The organism is Bradyrhizobium sp. AZCC 1719, from assembly GCF_036924525.1.
In the GTDB taxonomy this organism is placed as follows: domain Bacteria; phylum Pseudomonadota; class Alphaproteobacteria; order Rhizobiales; family Xanthobacteraceae; genus Bradyrhizobium.
This window is the reverse complement of the sequence record NZ_JAZHRU010000001.1, coordinates 2,602,734-2,628,476: the sequence shown is the minus strand read 5'-3', so window position 1 is coordinate 2,628,476 and position 25,743 is coordinate 2,602,734. Positions and strand designations below refer to the sequence as shown.

Here is a 25,743-nt window from a genome sequence, read left to right as displayed (position 1 = left end):
GAGTGGCCCAAATGCTAGAGTTGATCTCCTCTCAATCCCTGACAGCGTTTTTCCAGGTCGTGATGATCGACCTGGTGCTCGCCGGCGACAATGCGATCGTCATCGGACTTGCGGCCGCGGGTCTCCCCGAGGGCCAGCGCAAGAAGGCGATTCTGATCGGCATTTTGGCCGCCACGGCGCTGCGGATCGGCTTCGCCTCCGTAACGGTCCAATTGCTGCAAATCATCGGACTGCTGCTTGCCGGCGGCATTCTGCTGCTTTGGGTGTGCTGGAAGATGTGGCGCGAGTTGCGTACGTCGCATCATGAACCGAAAATGCAGAGTCTCTCGGCCGCAAGCGCGATCGATGCGTCAGCCGGTGGACGTCATCAAAAAACGCTTGGCCAGGCCGTCTGGCAGATCACGCTCGCCGACGTTTCGATGTCGCTGGACAACGTACTCGCCGTCGCGGGCGCCGCGCGCGAGCATCCGATGATTCTGATTTTCGGCTTGGCGCTCTCCATCGCGCTGATGGGGCTCGCCGCCAACTTCATCGCGCGCCTCCTGGAAAAGCAGCGCTGGATCGCCTATGTCGGCCTCGCCATCATACTCTATGTGGCTCTCGACATGTGCTATCGCGGCGCGCTCGAAGTGTGGCCGCACCTCAACGCCTAGCCGCTTCTCAACAACGCCGTTTTTCAACGTTTAAGAGAACGTTAATCGGCATCGGCGAAATTGCCCCGATTCGGTACAATACAGTAGCGTGCGGGGAGAGCCATGGCTGCCACCATTTTGATTGCCGACGACGACGCCGTGCAGCGCCGTTTGGTTGAAAACATGGTGCAGAAGTGCGGCTATGAGCCTCTGGTCGTCGACAGCGGCGATGCGGCCGTCGCCTTGCTGACGGCTCCGGATGCGCAAGCGGTCGACGCGGTCGTGCTCGACCTCGTAATGCCAGGCCTCGACGGGCTCGGCGTGCTCGCAAAAATGCGTGAAGCAGGCCTGAGCATCCCCGTCATCGTGCAGACCGCGCATGGCGGCATCGACAATGTGGTTTCGGCGATGCGCGCCGGCGCGCAGGATTTCGTGGTCAAGCCGGTCGGCTTCGAACGGCTGCAGGTGTCGCTGCGCAACGCGCTCAACACCTCGGCGCTCAAGGGCGAATTGCAGCGCATCCGCCACAGCCGCGAGGGACGGCTGACCTTTGCCGACATCATCACGCGCAGCGAAACCATGGCAGCCGTGCTGCGCACCGCGCAGAAGGCGGCAGCTTCCAGCATTCCTGTTCTGATCGAGGGCGAATCCGGCGTCGGCAAGGAATTGTTCGCCCGCGCCATTCACGGCTCCGGCGAACGCAAGGCAAAACCCTTCGTCGCGGTCAATTGCGGCGCCATTCCCGACAATCTCGTGGAATCGATCCTGTTCGGCCACGAGAAGGGCGCCTTCACCGGCGCCACCGAACGGCACATGGGCAAGTTCGTCGAAGCTTCCGGCGGCACGCTGTTTCTCGACGAGGTCGGCGAGCTCCCGCTCGCGGCGCAAGTAAAGCTTTTGCGCGCGCTGCAGGAAGGAACCGTCGAGGCGGTCGGAGGCCGCAAGCCGGTGAAGGTCGACGTTCGCATCATTTCCGCAACGAACCGCAAGCTGCTCGACCTCGTGAAGAGCGGCGGGTTCCGCGAGGACCTGTTCTACCGGCTGCACGTGCTGCCGCTGACCATCCCGCCGCTGCGGATGCGGCGCGAAGACATCCCGCATCTGTTGCGGCATTTCCTGGCGCGCTTTGCCGCCGAGGAGAACCGCACCATCACCGGCATCAGCGGCGAGGCCGTGGCCCATCTCGCGCAGCTCGATTGGCCCGGCAACATCCGCCAACTCGAAAACACCATGTATCGCGCCGTTGTCATGAGCGAGAGCGATCAGCTCGGCCTGTCTGATTTCCCGCAAGTGCTCGGCCAGGGCGTACCGGACGGCCAGCTAACGCACAGCGAACCGCTGGTCGTCGCGCCGTCGACGGCGCCCGCCATGGTTTCGGGTAGTGAAATACCAATTGCCCCGCTCGCCACTGCCGGCAGCCTTTCGATGCTGACCACCACGGGCGAGGTGCGGCCGCTCGAAGACATGGAAAACGAGATCATCCGTTTCGCGATCTCGCATTATCGCGGCCAGATGTCGGAAGTCGCGCGCCGGCTCAAGATCGGTCGTTCCACGCTCTACCGCAAGCTCGATGAGGCCGCCGCCAACGACCCGGCCGAAGACGGCGCACAGGACGCTAGCTGAGACGCGAGCAACGGGCGCTTGCGCGATTACGGCGCCCGCGTGGCAAAGATCGTGGCAAACCAAGGACATCGGTCGTTCGGAAGCTTTTGAACCGTGGCTTGGCGGTGACAGACAAATGACGGGTGGCGTGGCAAAACCGCGTGACCCGAATGCAAACGGGTAGTTTGAGGTCAGTTTGTCGTGAGTGGTCCCGCATGGCGCTGGCTGCATGAAAGGGGCACATGTATCGTCTGCGTTTGAATCGTAGCGTGCAGGCGTACGACAGAGAAACCGACCGAAGCCGGCGCTTTCCCGCGCAAGCTATGAATCATTCCAACGACTGTTCCATGCCGGGGCAGTTTCGCCCAAGGGGGTGTGACGATGCGTGACTGTTCGAATCGTGCAGGATTTGACCGCGTGCTGATGGCCGTCGCGGCAACCTTCCTCACGGTATCAGCGACCTCAGCACTGGCGGCTCCGTCGGATACGCCGCGCGCCAGTGCTGCCGAACTCGCGATCGATGCAGCAGTTCCCCGTCCCGAGCCCGCTAACGTTCCGCCTCCCACCATCGGCGATTTCAAGATGGACTCGACCGGCACAGTGCCCGATGCGGCCAAGGCAACAGAGAAGCCGGCCGAACCGAGGACGGCCCCGAAGGCGGCTGAACCCAAGATGGATATCAAGCCGACGGAGAACGTCACCGCGCCGGCGGCCAAGCCGAGCGACGCCGCCACAACCACGCCTCCGGCCGCGACAGCCACCGCGCCCGCCTCCGAACCCGCCACGGAGCCGGTGAAGGTCAGCACCGTCGCACCGGCCGACCAGCCGGTCGCCGACCGGTTGCGCGACATGCTCGGCGCCAAATCGCTGCGCTATTTCGACCGCAAGAACGAGCGCGCTGCCGTCGAGAAGTTCTACTCGACGCGGGACTATGCGCCGCAATGGACGCAAGCGGGCAAATTGACCGACAGCGGCAAGGGCGTGATAGCCCGCATGAAGGACGCCGCCGCCGAAGGCCTCAATCCGGCCGACTATCCGGTACCGGATTTTGCCGCCGCCACTTCGCCGGACCAGCTCGCCGAAGCCGAACTGAAACTGACCGCGAGCATGCTCGACTATGCGCGGCAGGCCCAGAGCGGCCGGATGCACTGGTCGCAGGTCGCTGCCGACATCCAGTACCCCGAGCACCCGACCGATCCGGCCGAAGTGCTCGCCAACATCTCGACTGCCAAGGACGCTTCAGCTGCGCTCGACGGCTACAACCCGCCGCACAAGCTCTACAAGGATCTGAAGGCCAAGCTCGCCGAGCTGCGCGGCCAGGGCGACGGACCGATGATCCACATCGCCGAGGGTCCGGCGCTGGCGTACAAGGCCGCCACCAAGAAGCAGGGTGAGGTCGCGCCGGAAGACCCGCGCGTGCCGCAACTGCGCGCCAAGCTCGGCGTCACCGAAAATCCCGACGGCACGCATTACGACGCCAAGGTTGCTGCCGCCGTACGCAAATTCCAGGAGAGCGTCGATCTCAAGCCGACCGGCGTGCTTGACGACCGCACGGTGAAGGCGATCAACAGCCCGAAGCGCGACCGGCAGATCGACATCGTCCTCGTCAATCTGGAGCGCTTGCGCTGGCTGCCGCGCCAACTCGGCGCTGCCTCGCTCGGCAATGCCTATGTCATCCTCAATGTGCCCGACTTCACGCTGAAGGTGATGCAGAACGGGGCCCCGGTGTGGACCACCCGCGTGGTGACCGGAAAGCCGGGCAAGCACGCCACGCCGATGCTGACGGAAACGATGAAGTTCATCACCGTCAACCCGACATGGAACGTGCCGCCGTCGATCATCTACAACGAATATCTGCCGGCGCTGCAGCAGGATCCGACCGTGCTGGATCGCATGGGTCTGAGGCTCGAGCGCCGCCGCGACGGCAGCATCCACATTTCGCAGCCGCCCGGTGAAGCCAATGCGCTCGGCCGCATCCGCTTCAACTTCCCGAACAAGTTCCTGGTCTATCAGCACGACACCCCGGACAAGCATCTGTTCGCGAAGGAAGAGCGCGCCTTCAGCCATGGCTGCATGCGGGTGCAGAATCCGGATCAATACGCCTCGACGCTGCTCAACATCACGATGCCGAACGAGCGCTATACGCCGGAAAAGATCCGCAGCATGTACGGCCGCAGCGAGATCGACCTGAAATTCCCGACGCCGATCCCGGTCAACATCACCTACCAGACCGCTTTCGTGGACGATGCCGGCAAGCTGCAGATCCGCAAGGACATCTATGGCCGCGACGCCACGATGATCGCCCTGCTCAAGAACGGCCGCAGCAGGGATTTGGAGGCCATGGTTGCCCATGCGCAGCCGAGCTATTCGCGCCCGGCCGGCTCGAGCCTGCCGGCCGGCGTCAACTTCGCCAGCGACAACACCTTCTCGTCCGGCCCGTCATTCTTCGAGCGCCTGTTCGGCGGTCCGTCGCCCATGACGCCGCCGGCACCGATCGGCCGGCGACCGCAACCGCGGTTCACCCGGTAATCCGGAGCACTACCGCCTGAGGGCTGAATTTTCGAACAAAATCAACAATCTCTCCTCGCCGGAGAGATTGTTTACGTTAACCACCATCCATCCGGATTCGACACCGGGCACTTTTTCGCCATAGTCAACGCGTTAGGTTAAGGCTTGCTTGGGGGCAGGACGGTAAACCTCGGTTAACCCTCCTGCTTTAAGAAAGCGTTCACCGTCTTTTGCCGGGGGTCTGCAAAAGAAACACCGTGAACGCTCGTCGACTGGGTGGGCTCATACGTGCTGGCTGGTTTCGCGCGCCAATTCAATCCGCTTGCTCTGCCAAAGGCCGGATGTCGGATCGGCTTGACGTCGCTTTTGCTGCTGGCTGGCGCGGGCACGGTGCATGATGCGACGGCGCTGAACGAAACCCGCACCCTCTCCTTTCACCATACCCATTCCGGCGAAGATCTCACCGTCACCTTCAAGCGCGACGGGCGCTACGACGAAGAGGCGCTGAAGAAGCTCAATCACTTCCTTCGCGACTGGCGCAGCCAGGACTCCACCACGATGGATCGGCACCTGTTCGATATCATCTGGGAAGTCTACCGCGACGTCGACGGCAAGAAGCCGATCCAGATCATCTCCGCCTATCGCTCCCCCGCCACCAACTCCATGCTCCGCCGCCGCTCCTCCGGCGTGGCGCGTTTCAGCCAGCACATGCTCGGCCACGCCATGGACTTCTACATCCCGGACGTGCCGCTGGAGCAGATCCGCGCCGCCGGCCTCCGCTTGCAGCGCGGCGGCGTCGGCTTCTACCCGACCTCCGGATCGCCTTTCGTCCACCTCGATACCGGCAGCGTTCGTCACTGGCCGCGCATGACCCACGATCAGCTTGCCAGGGTATTCCCGGACGGACGCACGGTGCACCTGCCGTCCAATGGCGGTCCGATGAAGGGCTATGAACTGGCCCGCGCCGACATCGAACGCCGCGGCAATGGCGACAGTGCCGCTACCATCAAGATGCCGAACCTGTTCGCAGCCCTGTTCAGGGGCGGCAAGTCGACTGAAGAGGATGACGAGGCCGCCAGCGCCCCCGTCAAGAACGAGAAGCCTGCACCGACCAGTGTGGCTGCTGTGAAATCCGCCGAACCGGTCCCGACCCCGCGCGCAAAGCCGGTCGGTGCGACGATCCAGCTCGCGTCGGCCGACGCCCAGATCGCGTCGGCGCCCAAAGCTCGAGCCGAGCCCAAGCCTGAGACGAACAAGCCTGAGACGAAACAGGTTGCGCAGGCGTCCGCCGACAAGGCCGAGCCGAGGCCGCAAACGCCCGCCGATATCATCAATTCCCGCGGCTTCTGGGACGACGTGCCGACCGCGGCGAACCAGGCAACCCCGGCGCAGGTTGCGGCCCTCCGCGCCCGGCAGGCGCTCGCCGCCGCCACCGATCCGCAGCCGACCGCCAGCGTCAGCGACGCGTTCAACAAGGCGATGGCCTATGCGCCGGCCGCTTCTTCGCCGCTCGATCGCTCCAACATCGTCGCCGCCTCCGCGGCTATCCCGCGCCCCGCCCGTCCGGCGCGCAGCTCCGGCGCCGCTGCGACCGAAATCAACACCGTTGTCGCCAAAGGCACCCAGGGTCAGGACAGCGTGGTCGCCACCTCGACCCGCCTTGCCGCCGCACAGGGCAACAATATCTGGATGCGGGTGGTGATGCTGGCGCCGAGTGCCAGCAGCGCAATGTCGACGACCGTGCTCGGCGACACCGAGATGACCCAGATGCGCGCCCACTTCGTCAAGCCGCAGGCCGCGGTCTCCATGACGTTCTCGGAAGATCCGATGATGGGCATGACCTGCGATCGCTTCACCGGATCGGCAACCGTGCAACTGCCGACGCAGTCGTTCGTGCTGCGCACCGCCGCGCTGCGCTAGGCGCGGCCCGCACTGCTTCCACAATCTCGATGTCGTCCTCGCGAACGCGATGACCCATAGCCACAAACGTGCGCCTTAGAGCCGGCTGTGGCCCCAGCTTTGCGCAACATCACCATTTGTGATTATGGGTCCCAGCTCGCGCTCACGGAGCCTGTCATCGGGCCGGCCGAGGGCCGGACCCGTTGGTTCGCTTGGCCAGGACGACGGAAGCCTCACAGCATCCCAAGCGCCTGCATGTAGGTTTCCAAAATGGTTTCCTGCTCGGCGCGCTCGTTGGCATCCTGCTTGCGCATCCGCACGATGGTGCGCAGCGCCTTGGTGTCGAAGCCGTTGCCCTTGGCTTCGGCATAGACGTCACGGATGTCGTCGGAGATCGTCTTCTTTTCTTCTTCCAGACGCTCGATGCGCTCGATGATGGCCTTGAGCTGGTCTTTGGCGAATCTTGTCGCGGGCTCGTCCTGGACGGCGGCGGCGGAGGTGGCCATCGGGTACTCCTGAGTGGAACTGATGGTGATGCTGAAAGATCAAGCGCCGCACGCGTTACCGCACGGCGCTTTTTCGCAGATGACCCTCAAGATCGGGGGGCCTCGCGTCAAGGCAGCATCGCGCTCATCCACAGCGCGCCCACAGGAGATGAGGGCGATTCTGTTTCCGTCATGCCCGGGCTCGTCCCGGGCATCCACGTCTTAACAGCGTCGCGGCAATGAAGACGTGGATGGCCGGGACAAGCCCGGCCATGACGAACAAAGGAGCCAGAACGGCTCAATGCCCGGGATGAACCTTCTTCATTGCGGCTAGCTGCTCAGGCGTGGCGGTGCCCTGATATTTCGCCTTCCACTCCTCATAGGGCATGCCGTAGACCGCCTCGCGGCTCTCGTCCTTGCTGACGGCGACCCCCTTGGCGTCGGCCTCTTCCTTCATCCAGTTGGACAGGCAGTTACGGCAGAAACCGGCCAGATTCATCAGATCGATGTTCTGGACGTCGGTGCGGGCACGCAGGTGGCCGACCAGGCGCCGGAAAACGGCGGCTTCCAGTTCTGTTCTGGTTTTGTCGTCGATCGTCATGGCCTTGCATCCCGCGTCACATGTTCCGAGCATATTGATATCAGGTGGTAATTGTCACAGATTTTGCCATATCTGCGCGCAAAATTGGCAACCTCACAAGGAGCCGCGGTTTCCCATAGCGCGGGAAAGGCGTTCCCCTGCCGTTGACAGGCCCCGCCGGGTCACGCGAAATCGTCAATGATTTGATATAGCTTCGCTGCATGATCGGAAAAGATTCGCGCTGCTTGTCTCCCCTCCCCGCTCGCGTGACCGCCGCCGGCCTTGCGCCGCTGTTTGCACTGGCGGTGGCGTGTCTGTGGAGCAGTCCAGCGGCGGCCGATTTCCGGCTCTGCAACAATACGTCCAGCCGGGTCGGCATCGCGCTGGGCTACAAGGATGCCGAGGGCTGGACCACCGAAGGGTGGTGGAACGTGTCGTCACGCAGTTGCGAGACCCTGCTGCGCGGAACTCTTGTTGCGCGCTACTATTACATCTACGCGCTCGACTATGACCGCGGCGGCGAATGGTCGGGACAGGCCTTCATGTGTTCGCGTGATAAGGAATTCACCATCAAGGGGACCGAGAACTGCCTGGCGCGTGGCTATGACCGCACCGGGTTCTTCGAGGTCGATACAGGCGAACAGCGAGCGTGGACCGTGCAACTGACAGAAGCCAACGAGCAGCCCGGGCAGCGCGTGCCGGGAATTCCAGGCACAATGGGACCGGGGGGCCCCGGCGGGGTTCCCGGCCTGTCCAATCCGCCGGGTGGACCGGGTCTGCCGCCAGCCCCGGCGCCCAAGCAATGAGACGGCTCCGTCGTATCAAGATTCTCGCAACCCTCGGCCCGGCATCGTCCGACAGCGCGATGATCCGGAAACTGTTCGAGGCCGGTGCGGACGTGTTCCGCATCAACATGAGCCACACGCCGCACGACAAGATGCGCGAGCTGGTCAATACCATCCGCAATGTCGAGAGCAGCTACGGCCGTCCGATCGGCATCCTCGTCGACCTGCAGGGACCGAAGCTGCGGCTCGGCGCGTTCACCGAAGGTTCGACGCAGCTCAAGAACGGCCAGAGTTTTGTGCTCGATTCGGACAAGACGCCCGGCGATAACAACCGCGTGCAGTTGCCGCATCCGGAAATTCTCGCAGCACTGCGGCCGGGTCATGCGCTGCTGCTCGACGACGGCAAGGTGCGCCTGATTGCCGAGGAGACGTCGAGCGAGCGCGCAGTGACGCGGGTGGTGATCGGCGGCAAGATGTCGGACCGCAAGGGCGTCAGCCTGCCCGATACCGATCTGCCGGTGTCGGCGATGACGCCGAAGGACCGTGCCGATCTGGAAGCCGCGCTGACGACCGGGATAGACTGGGTCGCGCTTTCCTTCGTGCAGCGCGCCGAGGATGTCAACGAAGCCAAGCGGATGATCCGCGGCCGCGCCGCTGTCATGGCCAAGATCGAGAAGCCGCAGGCGATCGACCGGCTCGCCGAGATCATCGATGCTTCCGACGCGCTGATGGTGGCGCGCGGCGACCTCGGCGTCGAGCTGCCGCTGGAGCGGGTGCCGAGCCTGCAGAAACAGATGACGCGGATGGCGCGTCGGGCCGGCAAGCCGGTGGTGATCGCAACGCAAATGCTGGAATCGATGATCCAGGCGCCGGTGCCGACGCGCGCCGAAGTCTCTGACGTCGCGACCGCCGTCTATGAAGGCGCCGACGCCATCATGCTGTCAGCGGAGTCCGCCGCCGGCAAATTCCCGGTCGAAGCAGTCTCGACCATGAATCGCATCGGCGAAGAGGTGGAGCGCGATCCGACCTATCGCTCGGTGCTGTCGGCGCAGCGGGCCGAGCCGGAGAATACGGTCGGCGATGCCATCGCGGACGCCGCGCGGCAGATCGCCGAGACGCTGGAATTATCCGCGATCATCTGCTGGACCTCGTCGGGCTCCACGGCGATCCGCGTGGCCCGCGAGCGGCCGAAGCTGCCGGTGGTGGCGATCACGCCGAACCTTGAGACCGGCCGCAAATTGTCGGTTGTCTGGGGTGTGCATTGCGTGGTGGCGGAAGATGCGCACGACCAGGACGACATGGTCGACCGCGCCGGCTCGATCGCGTTTCGTGACGGCTTCGCCAACGCAGGCCAGCGCGTGATCATCGTCGCCGGCGTGCCGCTTCGCATCCCCGGCACCACCAACATGGTGCGCATCGCCACTGTCGGTGGGGAGGGCAAGCCCGATAAGTGATGGCGTGTAGGTGATGGCGCGACCGTCAGCTCTCACCGTCCTTCCCGGCCACGCGCACGCGCGAGCCCGGAATCCAGAGCTTGTGGCGAGCTTGTGGCGCGAGAGATTCTCAGGTGCGCAATTGCACCATAGTTCGCCGCTTCGCGCCGACTACTGCAGCTTCGCGTCCAGCGTGATCTTGGTGTTCAGAAGCTTCGAGATCGGGCAGCCCTCCTTGGCCTTACCCGCCAGCTCCTGAAATTTCGTGTCCTCAGCGCCGGGTATCTTCGCATTCAGTGTCAGATGAATCGAGGTGACGGCAAAACCATCGCCCTGTTTTTCCAGCGTTACGTCGGCCTTGGTTTCCATGTGCTCGGCGGTGAGCTTGGCTTCACCCAGAATCAGCGACAGCGCCATGGTGAAGCACGCGGCGTGCGCCGCGCCGATCAGCTCTTCCGGATTGGAGCCAGGCTTGCCCTCGAAGCGGCTCGAAAAGCCGTAAGGATAGTCACTCAGCGCGCCGCTTTTGGTCGAGATTGCGCCCTTGCCGTCCTTGATACCGCCCTGCCATTTGGCAGACCCTGATGTCGTGCTCATCGCATGCTCCTGATCGCGGGTTGGACCCGTCGATAAGCCGCAGCGTGGCAAATGGTTGCGACACAAATGGTTGCGACAAAGGGCGTGTCGCAAAGGCGGGAAGTTCCTAGGCCCCGACCAGCGCCTTGGCCGGCAGCACCGCCTGCACCACGAGGCCGCGGGCGCGGGCATCCATCACGCCTACGGCACGTAGCGCCAAAAGTGTGACCGTTTGCACGGCGTCGCGCAGCTTCGCGGGGTCATCCAGATTCTCGGGCGCCAGCGGGCCAACCAGCGATTCATGCAGCGCACCGAGCAGCGCGGTGGCGGCGAGCGCGGTATCCTGCGCCGGCAGATGGCCGGCACGCACCGCGGCGTCAATTCTGGCAGCGATCTCGCCGGAGATTTCGCGGCGGCTGGCAAGCCGCGACACCGAGACGTCGACATCGACAGGTTCGGCCAGAATGCCCCAGGCGAGCCTGCGCTGCGACAGCACATGCACGGCAACCGTGGTGACGGCGGCGGCGAGCGCCGAGGACGGTCCCGGCGCCGCATCCGCCGCGCGGCGAATCGCGGCCAGCTCATCCCGCGAGACCTCGGCGATCAGTTCGGAAATCAGTTCGGCCTTGGAGGGGAAGTAACGATAGACTGTGCCGGCCGCGACATTGGCGCGGACCGCAACCGGGGCGATCTGCACCGCCGCCATGCCGCCTTCGGCCGCAGCATCCCGCGCCGCCGCCAGGATGGCGCTACGCCGCGCCGCCAGCCGCTTTACGACCTGATGGGTTCGCCGATAGACCATGGCGCGTTTCCGTCCCCGGCGCGCCTTCGAGCCCCGCGGAGCCTGCCAGAACGCGCACACCTTCAATGTCTTGAGCGATAAAGAGCGCTATCGCTTGAAGAAGTGAACAACTATTCACGGCTGATGACAAGACGGTTTTGCAACAGGGATCGGGAGAGGTTTTGCCGGCGGGGCTTGTGAACCACTAACAAGCTCTCACGCTGGCCGGCCTGGCGTCGGGCCGTTCACGCACGTGCCGTAGCCAATGCCGGCGCCGTCTCGCGCCGCCACCAGGGACCGGCGCGGCGCAAGACCAGACCGCCCACGATCAGCGTGGCGCCGAGTCCCGTCGGAATACCGGTGAACATATAACACACGATGAGGGCGACGGTGACACCCAGCGCCGGAAGCTCGTAGGTGCGAAAGCCGTTCCTCAGTCCGATGCGGATGAGGAAGGCGATCGGGATCGCTAGCACCATCATGTCGTACATGAAGAGATAGGGCGTGGTCAGCATCGTGCCAGCGGCAAGGCTAGCGGCCTTCAACGTGTAGGGCGCGCGGCTTCGCCACATCAGCGCCATGACCACGGCAACGGAGGCGGTGAGGACCCACTGGAACGCCCAGCCGAGCGGCTCGCTGCCGCCGAAGTAACGCACCAGCGAGAAAATGCTCTGCAGCTTCCACCATGTGGCTTTGCCCTCGGTCAGGAAGGCTTGCGAGAATTTCGGCATCCAGTGGAAGAACGCCAGCCAGCTTTCGATGCCGAAAGCAAGCCATGAGGCAAAGGCCAGCACGATCGCCGTGACGCTGGCGCTGATGAACACCCGCCACTGCCCGGCTGCGATCAACGCGATTGGAAACAGCAGCCCGTATTGCGGCTTGTACGTCAATAGCCCGAGGCAGATGCCCGCCAGCACCGGCCGTACCGGGATCAGATAGAGCGTGCCGCCGATCAGCGCAGCGGTGAGGAAGCCGTTCTGCCCGACCAGCGCGTTGATGAAAGCCATCGGAATGGCAAGCGCAAGCAGATAGCCGAAGGTGTGGCCGACGATCGCACGCACCGCGACAAGGAAGGGTAAGAAGCTGACCACGACCCAGCCGATATAGGCGAGCTGATAAGGAAGCTGCGCCAGCAGGGATGCGACGAACAGAAACGGCGGCGGATAGTGCCAGGCAAAATAGCCGACGAAATCCTGACCGAGCTTGGCGACCTCGATCTGCTTCTGGATGTCCCAATCATAGGCCTGCGCCGGAACGCCATCGAGCACCAGACGGCCCGCGGCCCAGACGTTGATGAAGTCAGTCGGAATACCGAGGCCGTTGGTATCGTACACCCACCAGTGCGAGAAATACGCCACTCCGCAAAGGCTCACATTTGCAACCGCCAGTACCAGGCAGACCCTGACGAGCCATTCGGGAATTGGAGCTTGGTCGTGGCTGGGTTTGGGGCTGGAAAGAGAGGCGGTCATGCGCAGTCCTTGCCTGGGCGCGCCTCGTCCGAACGCGCACGCCTTCAAGCAATAGGCCGGACTGAATTGACGAAATCTTAAGTTTTCGGGCGCAAGCGGCGGGATTTTACGTCGTCGCTGCGAACGCAGGGACCCATAACCACTGGAGCTAATTGTTTACAATGAGCGTCCACCTAAATGCCTCATTGAGGAATCACGCGGTGTGGGTCCCCGCGTGCGCGGGACGGCGAGCGGAGAGCATCCGCCCACCTACTCCCAGCTCAGCGCACCGCCGTTCTGGTACTCGATCACCCGAGTCTCGAAGAAATTCTTCTCCTTCTTCAGGTCCATCGCTTCCGACATCCAGGGGAACGGATTCTCGGTCTCGTCGAACACCCGCTGCAGCCCGAGCTGCGCGCAGCGGCGGTTGGCGATGAAGTGCATGTAGCTCTCGCACAGCGCCGCATTCAGCCCGAGAAACCCGCGCGGCATGGTGTCTCGCCCGTACGCCGCTTCCAGTTCAGCCGCCTCGCGCACCATGGCGCGGACTTCGTCCTGGAACGCCTTGGTCCATAGATGCGGATTTTCGATCTTGATCTGGTTGATGACATCGATGCCGAAATTCAGGTGAATGGATTCATCGCGCAGGATGTACTGGTACTGCTCGGCGATGCCGACCATCTTGTTGCGGCGGCCGAGCGAGAGGATCTGCGCGAAGCCCGTATAGAACCACATGCCTTCGAAGATGACGTAGAAGGCGACGAGATCGCGCAGGAACGCCTGATCGGCTTGCGGCGTCCCGGTCTTAAAATCGGGATCGTCGAGATGCTGCGTGTGCTTCAGCGCCCAGGCTGCCTTGTCGGTAATCGACGGCACCTCGCGATACATATTGAATAGCTCGCCCTCGTCGAGCCCCAGGCTCTCGACGATGTACTGGAAGGTATGGGTGTGCACCGCCTCCTCGAAGGATTGCCGCAGCAGATATTGCCGGCACTCCGGATTGGTCAGATGGCGGTAGATCGCCAGCACGATGTTGTTGGCGACCAGGCTTTCGGAGGCCGCAAAGAAGCCGAGGTTGCGCTTGATGGCGCGGCGCTCGTCTTCCGTCAGCCCGTCGCGCGATTTCCACAGCGCGATGTCGGCCTGCATGGAAACTTCGGTCGGCATCCAGTGATTATTGCAGCCGGCGAGATATTTCTCCCAGGCCCATTTGTATTTCAGCGGCAGCAATTGATTGACGTCGGCGCGGCAGTTGATCATCAGCTTGTCGTCGACAGATACGCGTCCGCCGCGACGATCTATCATGCAGAGGCCGGTTTGTTCGACTTGGGCATCGGATTGCGCCACGAGGGGCGGCGGCGTCTGACGCGGGGATGCGGATGGTTCGGACCAGTCGAGCATTGTGGCTTCCTTTGTTTTTTGCTGCTTACTGGCAGGCTTCGCATTCGGGATTGTCGATCGAACACGCCACCGCGCCGGTTAAATCCGGCGCGGTGGCGGCCGGCGCGACGATGATTGGGGCTGGAGCCATCATCGCCGCGGACGCGACGCTGTTGAGCTTGCCGTCGGTCCCCCGGAGCGTGGACTTTTCGACATGCGTCGCGCTGCGCGAGCGCAGGTAATAGGTCGTCTTCAATCCGCGCGCCCACGCCAGCCGATAGAGCGTATCGAGCTTCTTGCCGCTAGGATTGGCGATATAGAGGTTGAGCGACTGCGACTGGTCGATCCATTTCTGCCGCCGCGACGCCGCCTCGATCAGCCAGGCGCTGTCGATCTCGAACGCGGTGGCATAGAGCGCCTTGAGGTCGTCGGGAATCCGATCGATGGCCCCCAAGCTGCCATCGAAATATTTGAGGTCATTGACCATCACCTCGTCCCACAGCCCGCGCGCCTTGAGGTCGCGAACCAGAAATTCATTCACCACGGTGAAGTCGCCGGACATGTTGGACTTGACGTAGAGGTTCTGGTAGGCGGGCTCGATCGACTGCGCGACGCCGCAGATGTTGGAAATCGTCGCGGTCGGCGCGATCGCCATCACGTTCGAATTGCGCATGCCGGTCGATCTGACGCGCTCGCGCAGGCGATCCCAGTCGAGCGTCATGCCGCGGTCCATCGTGAGTTCGCCGCGGGCTTCGGCCAACAGTTCGATCGAATCGATCGGCAAAATGCCGCGGCTCCACAGTGAGCCATCGAACGACGGATACCGCCCGCGCTCGGCGGCGAGATCGACGGAGGCTGAAATGGCGTAGTAGGAAATCATCTCCATGCTGGTATCGGCGAAGGTCACCGCCGCGTCGGAAGCCATCGCGATCCGCATCGCTTGCAGCGCATCCTGGAATCCCATCAGCCCGAGGCCGACCGGGCGGTGCCGCAGGTTCGAACGCCGCGCTTCCGGAATGGTGTAGAAATTGATGTCGATGACATTGTCGAGCATGCGCATTGCCGTCGTCACACTGCGTTGCAGCCGCGCCTGGTCCAGCCGACCTTCCCGCACGTGATTGAGCAGATTGATCGAACCGAGATTGCAGACGGCGGTCTCGTCGTCCGACGTATTGAGCGTGATTTCCGTGCAAAGGTTCGAGGAATGGATCACGCCGGCATGGCGCTGCGGCGAGCGCAGATTGCAGGGATCCTTGAACGTGATCCAGGGATGCCCGGTCTCGAACAGCATGGTCAGCATCCTGCGCCAGAGATCCGTGGCGCGGATCTGCTTGAACACGCGGATCTCACCCCCCGCCGCCCTTGCTTCGTAAGCCGCGTAACGCTCGGCGAATGCGTTGCCGTAGAGGTCATGCAGGTCGGGTGTCTCGTCCGGCGAGAACAGCGTCCATTCGCCGTCGGCCTCGACGCGCTGCATGAACAGGTCGGGCACCCAGTTTGCGGTGTTCATGTCATGGGTGCGGCGGCGGTCGTCGCCGGTGTTCTTGCGCAGGTCCAAAAATTCCTCGATGTCGATATGCCAGGTTTCGAGATAGGCGCAGACTGCGCCCTTGCGCTTGCCGCCCTGGTTGACGGCGATCGCGGTGTCATTGGCCACCTTTAGAAACGGCACCACGCCCTGGCTTTCGCCATTGGTGCCCTTGATGTGCGCGCCGAGCCCACGCACGCGGCTCCAGTCGTTGCCGAGTCCGCCGGAATATTTTGCGAGCAGCGCATTGTCCTTGACCGACTTGAAGATGCCGTCGAGATCGTCGGCGATGGTGGTGAGGAAGCAGGACGACAATTGCGGCCGCAGCGTGCCGGAATTGAAAAGCGTCGGGGTCGAGGCCATGAAGTCGAACGACGATAACAGATCGTAGAACTCGATGGCGCGCGCCTCGCGGTCGATCTCGCGGACGGCCAGCCCCATCGCGACGCGCATGAAGAACGCCTGCGGCAGCTCGATCCGGTTGCCGTGCACATGCAGGAAATAGCGATCGTACAGCGTCTGCAGACCCAGGAATTGGAACGCCAGGTCGCGTTCCGGCTTCAACGCGGCAGCAAGGCTTTTCAGGTCGAAGCGTGCCAGATCGGGATCGAGCAGTTCGGCGTTGATGCCGGCCTTGATATAGGCCGGAAAGTACTCGCCGTAGCGCTCGGCCATCTCGGCCTGCGACGCGCTGGTCGGCGTATCATGCACGAAAGACAGCACCTCGGTGCGCAGCTTGTCGAGCAAGAGCCGCGCGCTGACATAGGCGTAGTTCGGCTCCTGCTCCACCAGCGTGCGCGCGGCCATCACCGACGCCAGCGCCAGTTCGTCCTCGCTGATGCCGTCATAGAGATTGCGCTGCGTCTCGGCGAGCACCGCCGTGGCGCCGACGCCCTCGAGACCAGTGCAGGCTTCTTCGATGATCAGCGTCAGCCGCGCGATATCGAGCGGGACCTGCGCGCCGCTGGCCAGCGTGACACGTAACGAGGGCTTCCCCGATGGAGGGGCGGCCTTGGCCACGTCCTGTCCGGCACGCTGGCGCGTGCGTTCCTCGCGATAGAGCACATAGGCGCGCGCGACCTTGTGATGCTCGCTGCGCATCAGGGCAAGTTCAACCTGGTCCTGCACGTCCTCGATATGAAAGGTGCGGCCCTCGCTCATCCGGCGCGACAGCGCACCGACGACTTCGGCGGTCAGTTGCTCGACGATTTCATGCACGCGGCGGGAGGCCGCCGCGCCATGTCCCTCGACCGCGAGAAACGCCTTGGTCATCGCCACCGAAATCTTGCTCGCGTCGAATTTCGAGACCGTTCCGTTGCGGCGAATCACCTGCATCGGCGGCTGCGCTTCCGAGGCGGCAAGCGATTCGGGACGCAGTCGGATGAATGGAGCGGCGTTGGCTTCGCGATCGAGAGAGAGTGACATCAAGAGACCCCGTGATGGTGTTGGGGCCGGATGTCTGAAGACGCTACAGCTTTAGCCCACGCGAAAACGCGGGCACGAATCTGCAAGCGCCGCCGGGACACCCCGCCCGTGGACGTTTTCTTCGGTGTCGCGGCAGGTCTCCTGGCTCGCAGGTCGCCGTTGTTCCCGTGTCTTCCCAATGCGATGCCGCATCAGTGACGTAAGATTCGGGAGCAACTCACTGCTTACAGTTGCGGGGGCAGCGCCGGATTTTCGCGCTTTCGCGCGATCACCGGCTTCCCTCTTAGCCACCATGTGTTGGGCCATGGCGGACCGTGACGGCTATATCTGGTGTTATTCGGATGCGGCTGTCAATGGGGCGAGCGGGCGATGTGCAAGAATTTCGGCGACGGAACCCTCTGGCTGTGAACAACGATCACAACGCACCGGTGAATGTCGTCGAGTTGACGCGCCTGCCGCGTTGCCGATAAGTGGACCCGTCGTGGTTCTTCGGGAGACGTTCTTCCGAAGCTAAGAGGGAAGCCGGTGCGGCCGAAAAGCCAAAGCCGGAGCTGCCCCCGCAACTGTAAGCGGCGAGCCGCTGTCCAACAAAGTCACTGAGACCTCGCAAGGTTTCGGGAAGGCCGGACAGCAGCATTGACCCGCGAGCCAGGAGACCTGCCTCGACAACATACACGTCCTCGGGCGGGGTGTCCCGGTGGTGCGGTTGCGATTTTCCGCGCGCGCTCTGCCGTCCGCGAAAAATCCAGACGTGTCACTTCGGCCTTTGCCCCCAACTTTTGGGGTTAAGCCAATGTCTACTTCCAATGCTACTTCTTCCAAAGCTACGTCTTCTTCCACCATCTCCACTGCTTCACTTTCCGTTGCCTCCCTCGGCACGCCGCGCATCGGTCCGCGCCGCGAGCTGAAATTCGCGCTGGAGTGTTTCTGGTCGGGCGCAACCGACGAGAAGGCGCTGATCGAAACCGGCGTCGGCCTTCGCGCCGCCAACTGGGCGCGCCAGAAAAAGCTCGGCGTCAGCGTGATCCCGTCGAACGATTTCTCGTTCTACGACCAGGTGCTCGACACATCAGTGATGGTCGGCGCAATCCCGGAGATCTATCGCTGGAACGGCGGGTCGGTCTCGCTTGCGACTTACTTCGCGATGGCCCGCGGCGCGCAAGGCAAGCCGCATGAGGCGAGCTGCGGCCATGCCCATCACGGACATGGCGCCGCGCACGGCGTGCCGGCGCTCGAGATGACAAAATGGTTCGACACCAACTACCACTACATGGTGCCCGAACTGGCGAAGGATCAGCAGTTCACTCTCGCCTCGCGCAAGCCGATCGAGGAATACGAGGAAGCCAAGGCGCTGGGCTATCAAACCCGCCCCGTGCTGGTCGGCCCCGTCACGTTTCTCAAACTCGCCAAGAGCAAGGATGCCGGTTTCAATCCGCTGTCCCTGCTTGATCGCTTGATGCCGGTTTACGTCGAGGTGCTCCGCGAACTTGCCTACCGGGGCGCGGAATGGGTGCAGATCGACGAGCCGTGTCTGGTGCTCGACCTCGACATCGTCGCCCAGCAGGCGTTGCATTATGCCTATGCGGAGATCGCGAGCGCCGTACCGCAGCTCAAGATCATGCTGACGACCTATTTTGGCGGGCTCGGCGCCAACCGCGACACCGCGCTATCCCTGCCCGTCGCCGGCCTGCATCTCGACCTCGTGCGCGCGCCGGAGCAGATCGACGAGCTTGCCGGCTTCCCTGATGACCGCGTGCTGTCGCTCGGAATCATCGATGGCCGTAACATCTGGCGCGCGGATTTGAGCCGGCTTCTCGATCGGCTCGAGCCCGTGATCGCCAAACTTGGCAAGCATCGCGTGCAGATCGCTCCCTCCTGTTCGCTGCTGCATGTCCCTATCGATCTGGCACTGGAGACCGGGCTCGATCCCGAAATCAAGAGCTGGCTGGCGTTTTCGATACAAAAGCTCGAGGAACTGGCCACGCTCGGAACGGCACTCGCCGATGACCGCAGAGCAGTCGAAGCCAGCCTGAAGGCATCGGATCAGGCGGCGACCTCCCGCAAGGCGTCGCCGCGCATTCACGATGCGAAGGTAGCGGCACGCGTTGCCAGCATCGATGAACCGATGCGCTTCCGCGCCAGCATCTTCGCTGAACGCGCTACCGTCCAGCGCGAGCGCTTCAACCTGCCGGCGTTCCCGACCACGACCATCGGCTCGTTCCCGCAAACCGCCGACGTCAGGAACGCCCGCTCCGCGCACGCCAGGGGCGCCCTGACGGACGAAGCCTACAAGCTCTACCTGCAGAACCAGACCGCCCGCACCGTGCGCTGGCAGGAAAATATCGGGCTGGACGTGCTTGTGCATGGCGAGTTCGAGCGCAACGACATGGTGCAGTATTTCGGCGAACAGCTGGCGGGCTTTGCCTTCACTACGCACGGTTGGGTGCAATCCTACGGATCGCGCTACGTTCGCCCGCCTGTGCTGTTCGGCGACGTCTCTCGCCCGAAGCCGATGACGGTCGAGTGGTGGCAATACGCCCAGTCGCTGACGACAAAGCCGATGAAGGCGATGCTCACCGGCCCGGTCACCATTCTGAACTGGTCGTTTGTCCGCGACGACATTCCGCGCAGCGAAGCCTGCCGGCAGATCGCGCTCGCGATCCGCGACGAGGTTACCGATCTCGAAGCTGCCGGCGCCGGCATGATCCAGATCGACGAGGCAGCGCTGCGGGAGGGCCTGCCGCTGCGCAAGTCCGAATGGAAGGTTTATCTCGATTGGGCCGTCGACGCCTTCCGCCTCTGTTCGTCCGGCGTGCGCGACGAAACGCAGATCCACACCCACATGTGCTACTCGGAGTTCAACGACATTATCGGCGCGATCGGCGCGATGGACGCCGACGTGATCTCGATCGAGACCTCGCGCTCGAAGATGGAGCTGCTCGATGCGTTCAGGGATTACCGCTATCCGAACGAAATCGGCCCTGGAGTCTACGACATCCATTCGCCGCGCGTCCCCGAGATCGGCGAGATGACCGGCCTGCTGAAGCTGGCGCGAGAGCGGCTCCTGGATACCCAGATCTGGATCAATCCGGATTGCGGATTGAAAACGCGCAAATGGGAGGAGGTCCGACCCGCGCTCGCCAATATGGTCGCCGCCGCCCGCGAATTGCGGGCGATGGCGTAACGTTACCGGTCGGCGACGGGTAAGCTTGTGTAGGGTGGGCAAAGGCGCACTTTTGCGCCGTGCCCACCATCTTTCCGAGATCGTCGGTTTGAAGGGTGGGCACGCTTCGCTTTGCCCACCCTACGGCCCGTTTTGATTGCTGCAGGCAATATGAGGAGACCGCTATGCGCTTCTGGATTCAATGCACGAGATTCGAGACGGGGCGACCCATTCACATCAATATTGCGCTCGTCGGCAGCATGTCGCGCGACGGGGAGCGCACCGTGCTCACCTTTGTCGGCGGCGATGGGCAGACCATCGAGGTGACGGAGACGCCGGAACACATTCTGGCTGTACACCTCGGGGCACCAGCCGCGGCGCCTTGACGGTTCGAAATCAATCCCGGTCAGCTCGTGAACGGGACGCCTACCTTCTGGTCGTGGGGTCGTTCCGGACGATCTTGAGAAAATGCTCGCAAGCATCATCTTCGGTAGCGAATTGCCGGAGTTCGTTCTTGTTTCCTCGCTCGTAATAGTAGACGGCCCAGGTGTCCCCATCCCGTTCGAGGCGATATTGCTCTTCTGTCGCCTTGACGCCGTCGATGCTCACGGCTCGGCGCTGCACGCCGAGCGCTGCAAGAGCGCGCCGCAATTCAGGGATTTTCATCCGACGGTCACCCCATCCTCAATAGTCATCGCTCAAATCCATCCCCGTCTGCACTTCGCAGAACGACGAGGTCAGCGACATAAAAAAACGCGGCGTTATCGCCGCGTTTTTCGTTGTTCAGAATTGAGCGCCGCTTACGCCTGGGGCTGCGGCTCCAGACCCGGGTCCGGATCGGGACGCGGGCGCGGCTTGCCGGCCGGGGGTACGGCGGAAGCGCGTGGCGTGCTCGGCTCCAAGACCGACTCGCGGTTGGGCTTCTTGCCCTTCAAGAGATCGATGATCTCGTCGCCGCTCAGCGTCTCGAATTCGAGCAGGCCCTTGGCCAGCGTCTCGAGATCCTCGCGCTTCTCGGTGAGGATCTTGGTGGCCTCGTTGTAGCCTTCCTCGACCAGCCGCTTGATCTCCTTGTCGATCTTCTGGACGGTCGCTTCCGAGGCGTTCTGCGTGCGCGACACCGACATGCCCAAAAACACCTCGTCCTGGTTTTCGCCGTAGGACACGGTGCCGAGCTCTTCCGACAGGCCCCAGCGCGTTACCATCATGCGCGCCAGACGCGTCGCCTGCTCGATGTCGGAGGCCGCGCCCGAGGTAACCTTCTCGCGGCCAAAGATCAGTTCTTCCGCGACGCGTCCGCCCATCATGATGGCGAGGCGCGAGGTCATCTGCTCGAGCGACATCGACAGCTTGTCGCGTTCGGGCAACTGCATCACCATGCCGAGCGCGCGGCCGCGCGGAATGATCGTCGCCTTGTGGATCGGATCGGTCGCGACGACGTTCAGGCCGACGATGGCGTGGCCGCCCTCGTGATAGGCTGTCAGCAATTTCTCTTCCTCGGTCATGACGAGCGACTTGCGCTCGGCGCCCATCATCACCTTGTCCTTGGCCTCCTCGAACTCGGCCTGCGTCACCATCCGCTTGTTGCGGCGGGCGGCGGTCAGCGCGGCCTCGTTGACGAGGTTCATCAGGTCGGCGCCCGAGAAGCCCGGGGTGCCGCGCGCGATGGTTTTGAGGTTGATATCCGGCGCCAGCGGCACCTTGCGAACATGAACCTTGAGAATCTGTTCGCGGCCGACGACATCCGGATTCGGCACCACGACCTGGCGGTCGAAACGGCCGGGACGCAGCAGCGCGGGATCGAGCACGTCGGGCCGGTTGGTCGCCGCGATCAGGATCACGCCTTCATTGGCTTCGAAACCGTCCATCTCGACCAGCAACTGGTTGAGCGTCTGTTCGCGCTCGTCATTGCCGCCGCCCAAGCCCGCGCCGCGATGACGGCCGACCGCGTCGATTTCATCGATGAAGATGATGCAGGGCGCATTCTTCTTGGCCTGCTCGAACATGTCACGGACACGGCTGGCGCCGACGCCGACGAACATTTCGACGAAGTCAGAACCGGAAATGGTGAAGAACGGCACATTGGCTTCGCCCGCGACCGCACGCGCGATGAGCGTCTTGCCGGTGCCGGGAGGGCCGACCAGCAGCACGCCGCGCGGAATCCGTCCGCCGAGGCGTTGGAATTTTCCGGGATCGCGCAGGAATTCGACGATCTCCTGCAGGTCCTGCTTCGCTTCGTCGACGCCAGCGACGTCTTCGAAAGTGACGCGGCCATGGGCCTCCGTCAGCATCTTGGCGCGCGACTTGCCAAAGCCCATCGCCTTGCCGGCGCCGCCCTGCATCTGGCGGGACAGGAAGATCCACACGCCGATCAGCGCGATGAAGGGCAGCCAGGAAACGAGCAGCGACACGAACCACGGCACGTTATCGCCGGGCGGCTTGGCGGTGATCGAGACCTTGCCGTCATAGAGACGCTTCACCAGCGTCGGATCATTCGGCGCATAGGTCTGGAACGAGGAGCCGTTGGTAAAGGTGCCGTGGATTTCCGGCCCCTGGATCACGACGTCGCGCACGCGGTTCTGATCGACCTCGCTCAACAACTGCGAAAACGTGATGTCCTGCGAAGACGTGCGCTGACCCGGATTCTGGAAAAGCGTGAACAATGCCAACAGCAGCAAGACAATGATGACCCAGAGGGCGAAGTTGCGCAGATTGGCGTTCATTGATCTTCCTTCGTGGTCGCGCGGATCGCGGCCCTATGTCCTTGGTAGTAACCCTAGAATATTCCTTGGGTAGTGAGGCGAGAATCCCCGGTCCACTGCACCCAATCTAGGTGGCGCCCGGGTCAATGCCAAGGGAACCACACGGGACTATTTAACGCATCTTAACGCGATTCCCGGTCAAAAAATGGCGCAAAAGGCCAGTGTTTTTCCGGGGTGGTTAAGGCTCTTCGTCCCGATATTGCGGATATTGGGAGATAGGAACGCTTCTCACGCCCGGCTACCCCGCGGCGGCGCTGCATCGACATAAATTCGGCCTCCGGTAAGGCTGATTGCGGCCCCGGCAAGCGTCTGTTTCAGTCTTGATTGCTTTTGGCCGTTCGCAATGGCGTTGTCCAGTACTGCCAGCAGCGCCTCGACCTTGCCGAGTTCCGCGGGTCCTTCGTGACCGGCCCGGTCAATCGCGCGCTTGAGCAGCCGAAGCCGGATTTCCTCGGGCAGACCGGCAAACGCCTGGGCATCGAACCCGAAGCGCGTGGCATCATCACGATCTCTCACCGCGAGATAGCGCTCGGCGCCGTCGGCCAGCACTTCAATCGCGGCATTCGCCCGCGCCAGCCTTGATGCCAGCCGCGCGAGATTTCGGCTGTCGCCGCCCTCCTCTGCCAAAGCCGGCATCAATGCACGCAGCCGCGGCCGCGTGAAGCTCACGTCGCGATTGGTGGGATCGTCGGCAAAGGCGATCTTTGCCTTGTCCAGCGTCGCGACGAGCCGGGACTTCGGGATGTCCAGCAACGGCCGCGCCAGCCACACGCCCTCTCGCTCGCTCTCGCGCGCCATCGCCGCGAGACCGGCGATGCCGCTGCCGCGCAGCATCCGCATCAACAATGTCTCGGCCTGATCGTCGCGGGTATGCGCGGTGAGGATGTGCGTCGCGCCGCTCGCCCGCGCAGCTTTTGCCAGCAGGCGATAGCGCGCCTCCCGCGCTGCAGCCGGCAATCCGGTTTTCGGCTTGGTGCCGGTCCAGCGCAGCGTGCGATGGGGCAGATCGAGCGAGCGCGCGAGGCGCTTGACGTCGCGCGCCTCGCGCGCGGCCTCGGGCCGCAAGCCATGATCGACCGTGACGGCGATCAACCGCGGCCCGCGCGAGAGCGCACGGCGCCAGCGGGCGGCAAGCCACATCAGGGCAAGGGAATCGGGCCCGCCGGACACCGCCAGCACGAGCGCTGGCGCGGCCTTCCAGTGCGCGAACAGCTCTTTCGCTTGCTGTACCGAGATCGGCGCGTGGTCGTCGTCAGGCATGGCATCGCCAGTCTACTCGAGACCGATGGCGGCCTCGACCGGCTTCCGCTTTAGCACTTAACCCGCTTTTGCTCACGATCGACGGCGGCTTTGACGCCGGCAGATGCGCGCGGATACTTCCGCGTCACTTCGCCGAGCGCCGCGCAGGCGGCTTCCTTTTCCTTCAGCGCCGCCAGCGACTGGCCGAGCCGCAAGAGCGCGTCTGGCGCCTTGCCTGATTTGTCGAACTTGGTGGTTACGCCGAGGAAGGCTTCGGCGGCGTCGCGATATTGCTGGCGCTGGAAATGGCTTTCGCCGAGCCAGTATTGCGCATCCCCAATCAGCGGATCGCTCGGATATTTCTGCGCAAAGTTCTTCATGGTCTCTTCGGCCAGCGCATAATCCTTGCGCTGCATGTAGCCGATGCCGAGATCGAACTCGTCCTTCGGGGTGGCCGAGGGCGGCAATGGGGTCAGCGCGGCGCTGGCGCCGGGCCCCGGGCCGCGCGGCGGCGGTGCGGCTGCAGCGGGCGGCGGCAAGGCGCCACCGGGATCGCGCGGACCGCCGAGATTGATCGGCTCACCGGGTCCGCGTCCGCCGGGCGCGCCGACCGAAGCTTCATTCGAGATCGGCAATTGGCCGCCGCCGAGCGCACGCGGCGCACCGGGAGCGCTGGGATTCTGGCTGGGGTCGAACGCATCGCCGCGGCGGCGGCCGCCGACCGCCGGGGCTCCCGGCTCCTGCGCGATGGGCGCCGGCGAGGCGATCTGCGGTTGCCGGTCATAGCCGGGTTGGGCCTGCGGATAGCCCTGCGGCTGGCGAGCCCCCTGCTGCGGATAGGCTTGTTGGGGATAGCCCTGTTGCTGCGGTGGGCCGGGCTGAACTGGAGGCGGCGCTGCAGCCACACTGGGCTGCGCACCCTGGGGCTGGCCGCCCGCCGCGGGCGGCGCGGCGCCGAGCTGCCGCAGCCGATCCTCAAGCTGGCGGTTGCGGTATTGCAGTTCCTCGTTCTGGCCGGTCAGTTGCCGGAGCTGATTTTCCAGCCGCTGGATCCGCATCTCCAGGTCGGCGTCGTCGGACTGCGCCTGGACTTGCGGGGGTCCTTGCGGGGAACGCTCCCACGGGAACGTGATCTGTGCGACCGAGGGCTGCACAGACAAAGCGAGCATCACGGCAATCGCCGCGGCGCCGGCAGCATTGAGGAATCTGGATGACATTTTGCCCTGACGACGAAAATCACGTGTCAAACGAAAGCAGAACACATTGAGAGAGGGAGTACGCCAGAATTGTGACTGGCCGTTCCGATTCGTCTCGCCGAATTCCGGTATGGTTTAGTATCCGCTTCAAGACAAGCCGCCCGACGCGGCCGACCGTTCACAAATCGAGGGAGACCCGCCGATGCACGTGCCCGTGAACGGGGTGCGGCTGTTCTTCGACGTGGAGGGCGCGAAATTCGTCCCCGACGGCCCGGTAATGCGGGAAATACCGGTGGTGCTGATGCTCCATGGCGGTCCAGG

General features: G+C 63.5%; 19 protein-coding genes and 2 riboswitches. Of the genes, 8 read left to right on the top strand and 11 right to left on the bottom strand.

Annotated elements, in window-relative coordinates; translation table 11 throughout:
• Positions 1-11 precede the first annotated feature (11 nt).
• From V1292_RS12410 to V1292_RS12395, 4 genes are all read left to right on the top strand, one after another.
• Positions 12-653, top strand: coding sequence for a TerC family protein (locus tag V1292_RS12410; RefSeq protein ID WP_334372841.1), 642 nt, complete (start codon positions 12-14; stop codon positions 651-653).
• Positions 654-755: 102 nt separating this feature from the next.
• Positions 756-2,255, top strand: a complete 1,500-nt coding sequence (locus V1292_RS12405) for a sigma-54-dependent transcriptional regulator (RefSeq protein ID WP_334372839.1) — start codon at positions 756-758, stop codon at positions 2,253-2,255.
• Positions 2,256-2,615: 360 nt separating this feature from the next.
• Positions 2,616-4,763, top strand: coding sequence for a L,D-transpeptidase family protein (locus V1292_RS12400; protein ID WP_334372838.1), 2,148 nt, complete (start codon positions 2,616-2,618; stop codon positions 4,761-4,763).
• A 255-nt stretch (positions 4,764-5,018) separates the two neighbouring features.
• On the top strand, positions 5,019-6,662 hold the full coding sequence (locus V1292_RS12395) for a DUF882 domain-containing protein (protein WP_334372836.1): 1,644 nt from the start codon (positions 5,019-5,021) through the stop codon (positions 6,660-6,662).
• 212 nt (positions 6,663-6,874) lie between these two features.
• On the opposite strand, the gene V1292_RS12390 is transcribed toward V1292_RS12395, so the two are convergent.
• Together V1292_RS12390 and V1292_RS12385 are read right to left on the bottom strand one after the other, a co-directional pair.
• Positions 6,875-7,147, bottom strand: a complete 273-nt coding sequence (locus V1292_RS12390) for a DUF2312 domain-containing protein (protein ID WP_057847308.1) — start codon at positions 7,145-7,147, stop codon at positions 6,875-6,877.
• A 277-nt stretch (positions 7,148-7,424) separates the two neighbouring features.
• Positions 7,425-7,727: a DUF1244 domain-containing protein gene (locus tag V1292_RS12385; RefSeq protein ID WP_028351318.1), complete on the bottom strand. Its 303-nt coding sequence runs from the start codon at positions 7,725-7,727 to the stop codon at positions 7,425-7,427.
• A gap of 200 nt (positions 7,728-7,927) precedes the next feature.
• Here V1292_RS12385 and V1292_RS12380 point away from each other — a divergent pair, with 200 nt between their 5' ends.
• Positions 7,928-8,512 (top strand): DUF1036 domain-containing protein, encoded by a 585-nt coding sequence (locus V1292_RS12380; RefSeq protein ID WP_334372835.1) that lies wholly within the window; start codon positions 7,928-7,930, stop codon positions 8,510-8,512.
• Complete coding sequence (gene pyk / locus V1292_RS12375) at positions 8,509-9,945, top strand: pyruvate kinase (RefSeq protein ID WP_334372834.1); 1,437 nt, start codon at positions 8,509-8,511, stop codon at positions 9,943-9,945. The genes V1292_RS12380 and pyk overlap by 4 nt, the downstream gene beginning before the upstream one ends.
• Positions 9,946-10,095: 150 nt before the next feature.
• Here pyk and V1292_RS12370 read toward each other — a convergent pair whose 3' ends face one another.
• The 5 genes from V1292_RS12370 to V1292_RS12350 all read right to left on the bottom strand — a co-directional run bounded on the left by V1292_RS12370 (position 10,096) and on the right by V1292_RS12350 (position 17,062).
• Positions 10,096-10,521: an OsmC family protein gene (locus tag V1292_RS12370; protein WP_334372833.1), complete on the bottom strand. Its 426-nt coding sequence runs from the start codon at positions 10,519-10,521 to the stop codon at positions 10,096-10,098.
• A 106-nt stretch (positions 10,522-10,627) separates the two neighbouring features.
• The gene (locus V1292_RS12365; RefSeq protein WP_334372832.1) at positions 10,628-11,302 is read right to left on the bottom strand and encodes a TetR/AcrR family transcriptional regulator; all 675 of its coding nucleotides are present in this window, start codon (positions 11,300-11,302) and stop codon (positions 10,628-10,630) included.
• Between the two features lie 224 nt (positions 11,303-11,526).
• Positions 11,527-12,750, bottom strand: a complete 1,224-nt coding sequence (locus tag V1292_RS12360; protein ID WP_334372831.1) for a glycosyltransferase family 87 protein — start codon at positions 12,748-12,750, stop codon at positions 11,527-11,529.
• Positions 12,751-12,999: 249 nt separating this feature from the next.
• Complete coding sequence (locus V1292_RS12355) at positions 13,000-14,130, bottom strand: ribonucleotide-diphosphate reductase subunit beta (protein ID WP_334372830.1); 1,131 nt, start codon at positions 14,128-14,130, stop codon at positions 13,000-13,002.
• 25 nt (positions 14,131-14,155) lie between these two features.
• The gene (locus tag V1292_RS12350; protein ID WP_334372828.1) at positions 14,156-17,062 is read right to left on the bottom strand and encodes a ribonucleoside-diphosphate reductase subunit alpha; all 2,907 of its coding nucleotides are present in this window, start codon (positions 17,060-17,062) and stop codon (positions 14,156-14,158) included.
• 114 nt (positions 17,063-17,176) lie between these two features.
• Positions 17,177-17,394: riboswitch (cobalamin riboswitch) on the bottom strand.
• Positions 17,395-17,527: 133 nt separating this feature from the next.
• Positions 17,528-17,741, top strand: a riboswitch (cobalamin riboswitch).
• Between the two features lie 114 nt (positions 17,742-17,855).
• On the opposite strand from V1292_RS12350, the gene metE reads away from it, so the two are divergent.
• Both metE and V1292_RS12340 read left to right on the top strand, forming a co-directional pair.
• The gene (metE, locus tag V1292_RS12345; RefSeq protein WP_334372826.1) at positions 17,856-20,246 is read left to right on the top strand and encodes a 5-methyltetrahydropteroyltriglutamate--homocysteine S-methyltransferase; all 2,391 of its coding nucleotides are present in this window, start codon (positions 17,856-17,858) and stop codon (positions 20,244-20,246) included.
• Between the two features lie 164 nt (positions 20,247-20,410).
• Positions 20,411-20,611, top strand: a complete 201-nt coding sequence (locus V1292_RS12340) for a hypothetical protein (protein WP_334372824.1) — start codon at positions 20,411-20,413, stop codon at positions 20,609-20,611.
• Between the two features lie 40 nt (positions 20,612-20,651).
• Here V1292_RS12340 and V1292_RS12335 read toward each other — a convergent pair whose 3' ends face one another.
• The 4 genes from V1292_RS12335 to ybgF form a co-directional block, all read right to left on the bottom strand.
• On the bottom strand, positions 20,652-20,891 hold the full coding sequence (locus V1292_RS12335) for a hypothetical protein (RefSeq protein WP_334372822.1): 240 nt from the start codon (positions 20,889-20,891) through the stop codon (positions 20,652-20,654).
• 134 nt (positions 20,892-21,025) lie between these two features.
• A complete protein-coding gene (gene ftsH / locus V1292_RS12330) occupies positions 21,026-22,948 on the bottom strand; it encodes an ATP-dependent zinc metalloprotease FtsH (RefSeq protein WP_334372821.1) in 1,923 nt (640 codons plus the stop codon).
• Between the two features lie 267 nt (positions 22,949-23,215).
• Complete coding sequence (gene tilS, locus V1292_RS12325; RefSeq protein ID WP_334372819.1) at positions 23,216-24,247, bottom strand: tRNA lysidine(34) synthetase TilS; 1,032 nt, start codon at positions 24,245-24,247, stop codon at positions 23,216-23,218.
• A gap of 50 nt (positions 24,248-24,297) precedes the next feature.
• Entirely contained in the window at positions 24,298-25,443 is a 1,146-nt protein-coding gene (gene ybgF / locus V1292_RS12320) for a tol-pal system protein YbgF (RefSeq protein ID WP_334372818.1), read from the bottom strand.
• Positions 25,444-25,743: the final 300 nt, after the last annotated feature.

What these genes read in the sequence shown, in the direction of transcription:
- V1292_RS12370 (WP_334372833.1), bottom strand. Translation starts at nt 10,521, where the DNA reads ATGAGCACGACATCAGGGTCTGCCAAATGGCAGGGCGGTATCAAGGAC.
- V1292_RS12410 (WP_334372841.1), top strand. Translation starts at nt 12, where the DNA reads ATGCTAGAGTTGATCTCCTCTCAATCCCTGACAGCGTTTTTCCAGGTC.
- pyk (WP_334372834.1), top strand. Translation starts at nt 8,509, where the DNA reads ATGAGACGGCTCCGTCGTATCAAGATTCTCGCAACCCTCGGCCCGGCA.
- metE (WP_334372826.1), top strand. Translation starts at nt 17,856, where the DNA reads ATGTCTACTTCCAATGCTACTTCTTCCAAAGCTACGTCTTCTTCCACC.
- V1292_RS12335 (WP_334372822.1), bottom strand. Translation starts at nt 20,891, where the DNA reads ATGAAAATCCCTGAATTGCGGCGCGCTCTTGCAGCGCTCGGCGTGCAG.
- V1292_RS12380 (WP_334372835.1), top strand. Translation starts at nt 7,928, where the DNA reads ATGATCGGAAAAGATTCGCGCTGCTTGTCTCCCCTCCCCGCTCGCGTG.
- V1292_RS12355 (WP_334372830.1), bottom strand. Translation starts at nt 14,130, where the DNA reads ATGCTCGACTGGTCCGAACCATCCGCATCCCCGCGTCAGACGCCGCCG.
- V1292_RS12385 (WP_028351318.1), bottom strand. Translation starts at nt 7,727, where the DNA reads ATGACGATCGACGACAAAACCAGAACAGAACTGGAAGCCGCCGTTTTC.
- V1292_RS12400 (WP_334372838.1), top strand. Translation starts at nt 2,616, where the DNA reads ATGCGTGACTGTTCGAATCGTGCAGGATTTGACCGCGTGCTGATGGCC.
- tilS (WP_334372819.1), bottom strand. Translation starts at nt 24,247, where the DNA reads ATGCCTGACGACGACCACGCGCCGATCTCGGTACAGCAAGCGAAAGAG.
- V1292_RS12405 (WP_334372839.1), top strand. Translation starts at nt 756, where the DNA reads ATGGCTGCCACCATTTTGATTGCCGACGACGACGCCGTGCAGCGCCGT.
- V1292_RS12360 (WP_334372831.1), bottom strand. Translation starts at nt 12,750, where the DNA reads ATGACCGCCTCTCTTTCCAGCCCCAAACCCAGCCACGACCAAGCTCCA.
- V1292_RS12350 (WP_334372828.1), bottom strand. Translation starts at nt 17,062, where the DNA reads ATGTCACTCTCTCTCGATCGCGAAGCCAACGCCGCTCCATTCATCCGA.
- V1292_RS12365 (WP_334372832.1), bottom strand. Translation starts at nt 11,302, where the DNA reads ATGGTCTATCGGCGAACCCATCAGGTCGTAAAGCGGCTGGCGGCGCGG.
- V1292_RS12390 (WP_057847308.1), bottom strand. Translation starts at nt 7,147, where the DNA reads ATGGCCACCTCCGCCGCCGCCGTCCAGGACGAGCCCGCGACAAGATTC.
- ybgF (WP_334372818.1), bottom strand. Translation starts at nt 25,443, where the DNA reads ATGTCATCCAGATTCCTCAATGCTGCCGGCGCCGCGGCGATTGCCGTG.
- V1292_RS12340 (WP_334372824.1), top strand. Translation starts at nt 20,411, where the DNA reads ATGCGCTTCTGGATTCAATGCACGAGATTCGAGACGGGGCGACCCATT.
- ftsH (WP_334372821.1), bottom strand. Translation starts at nt 22,948, where the DNA reads ATGAACGCCAATCTGCGCAACTTCGCCCTCTGGGTCATCATTGTCTTG.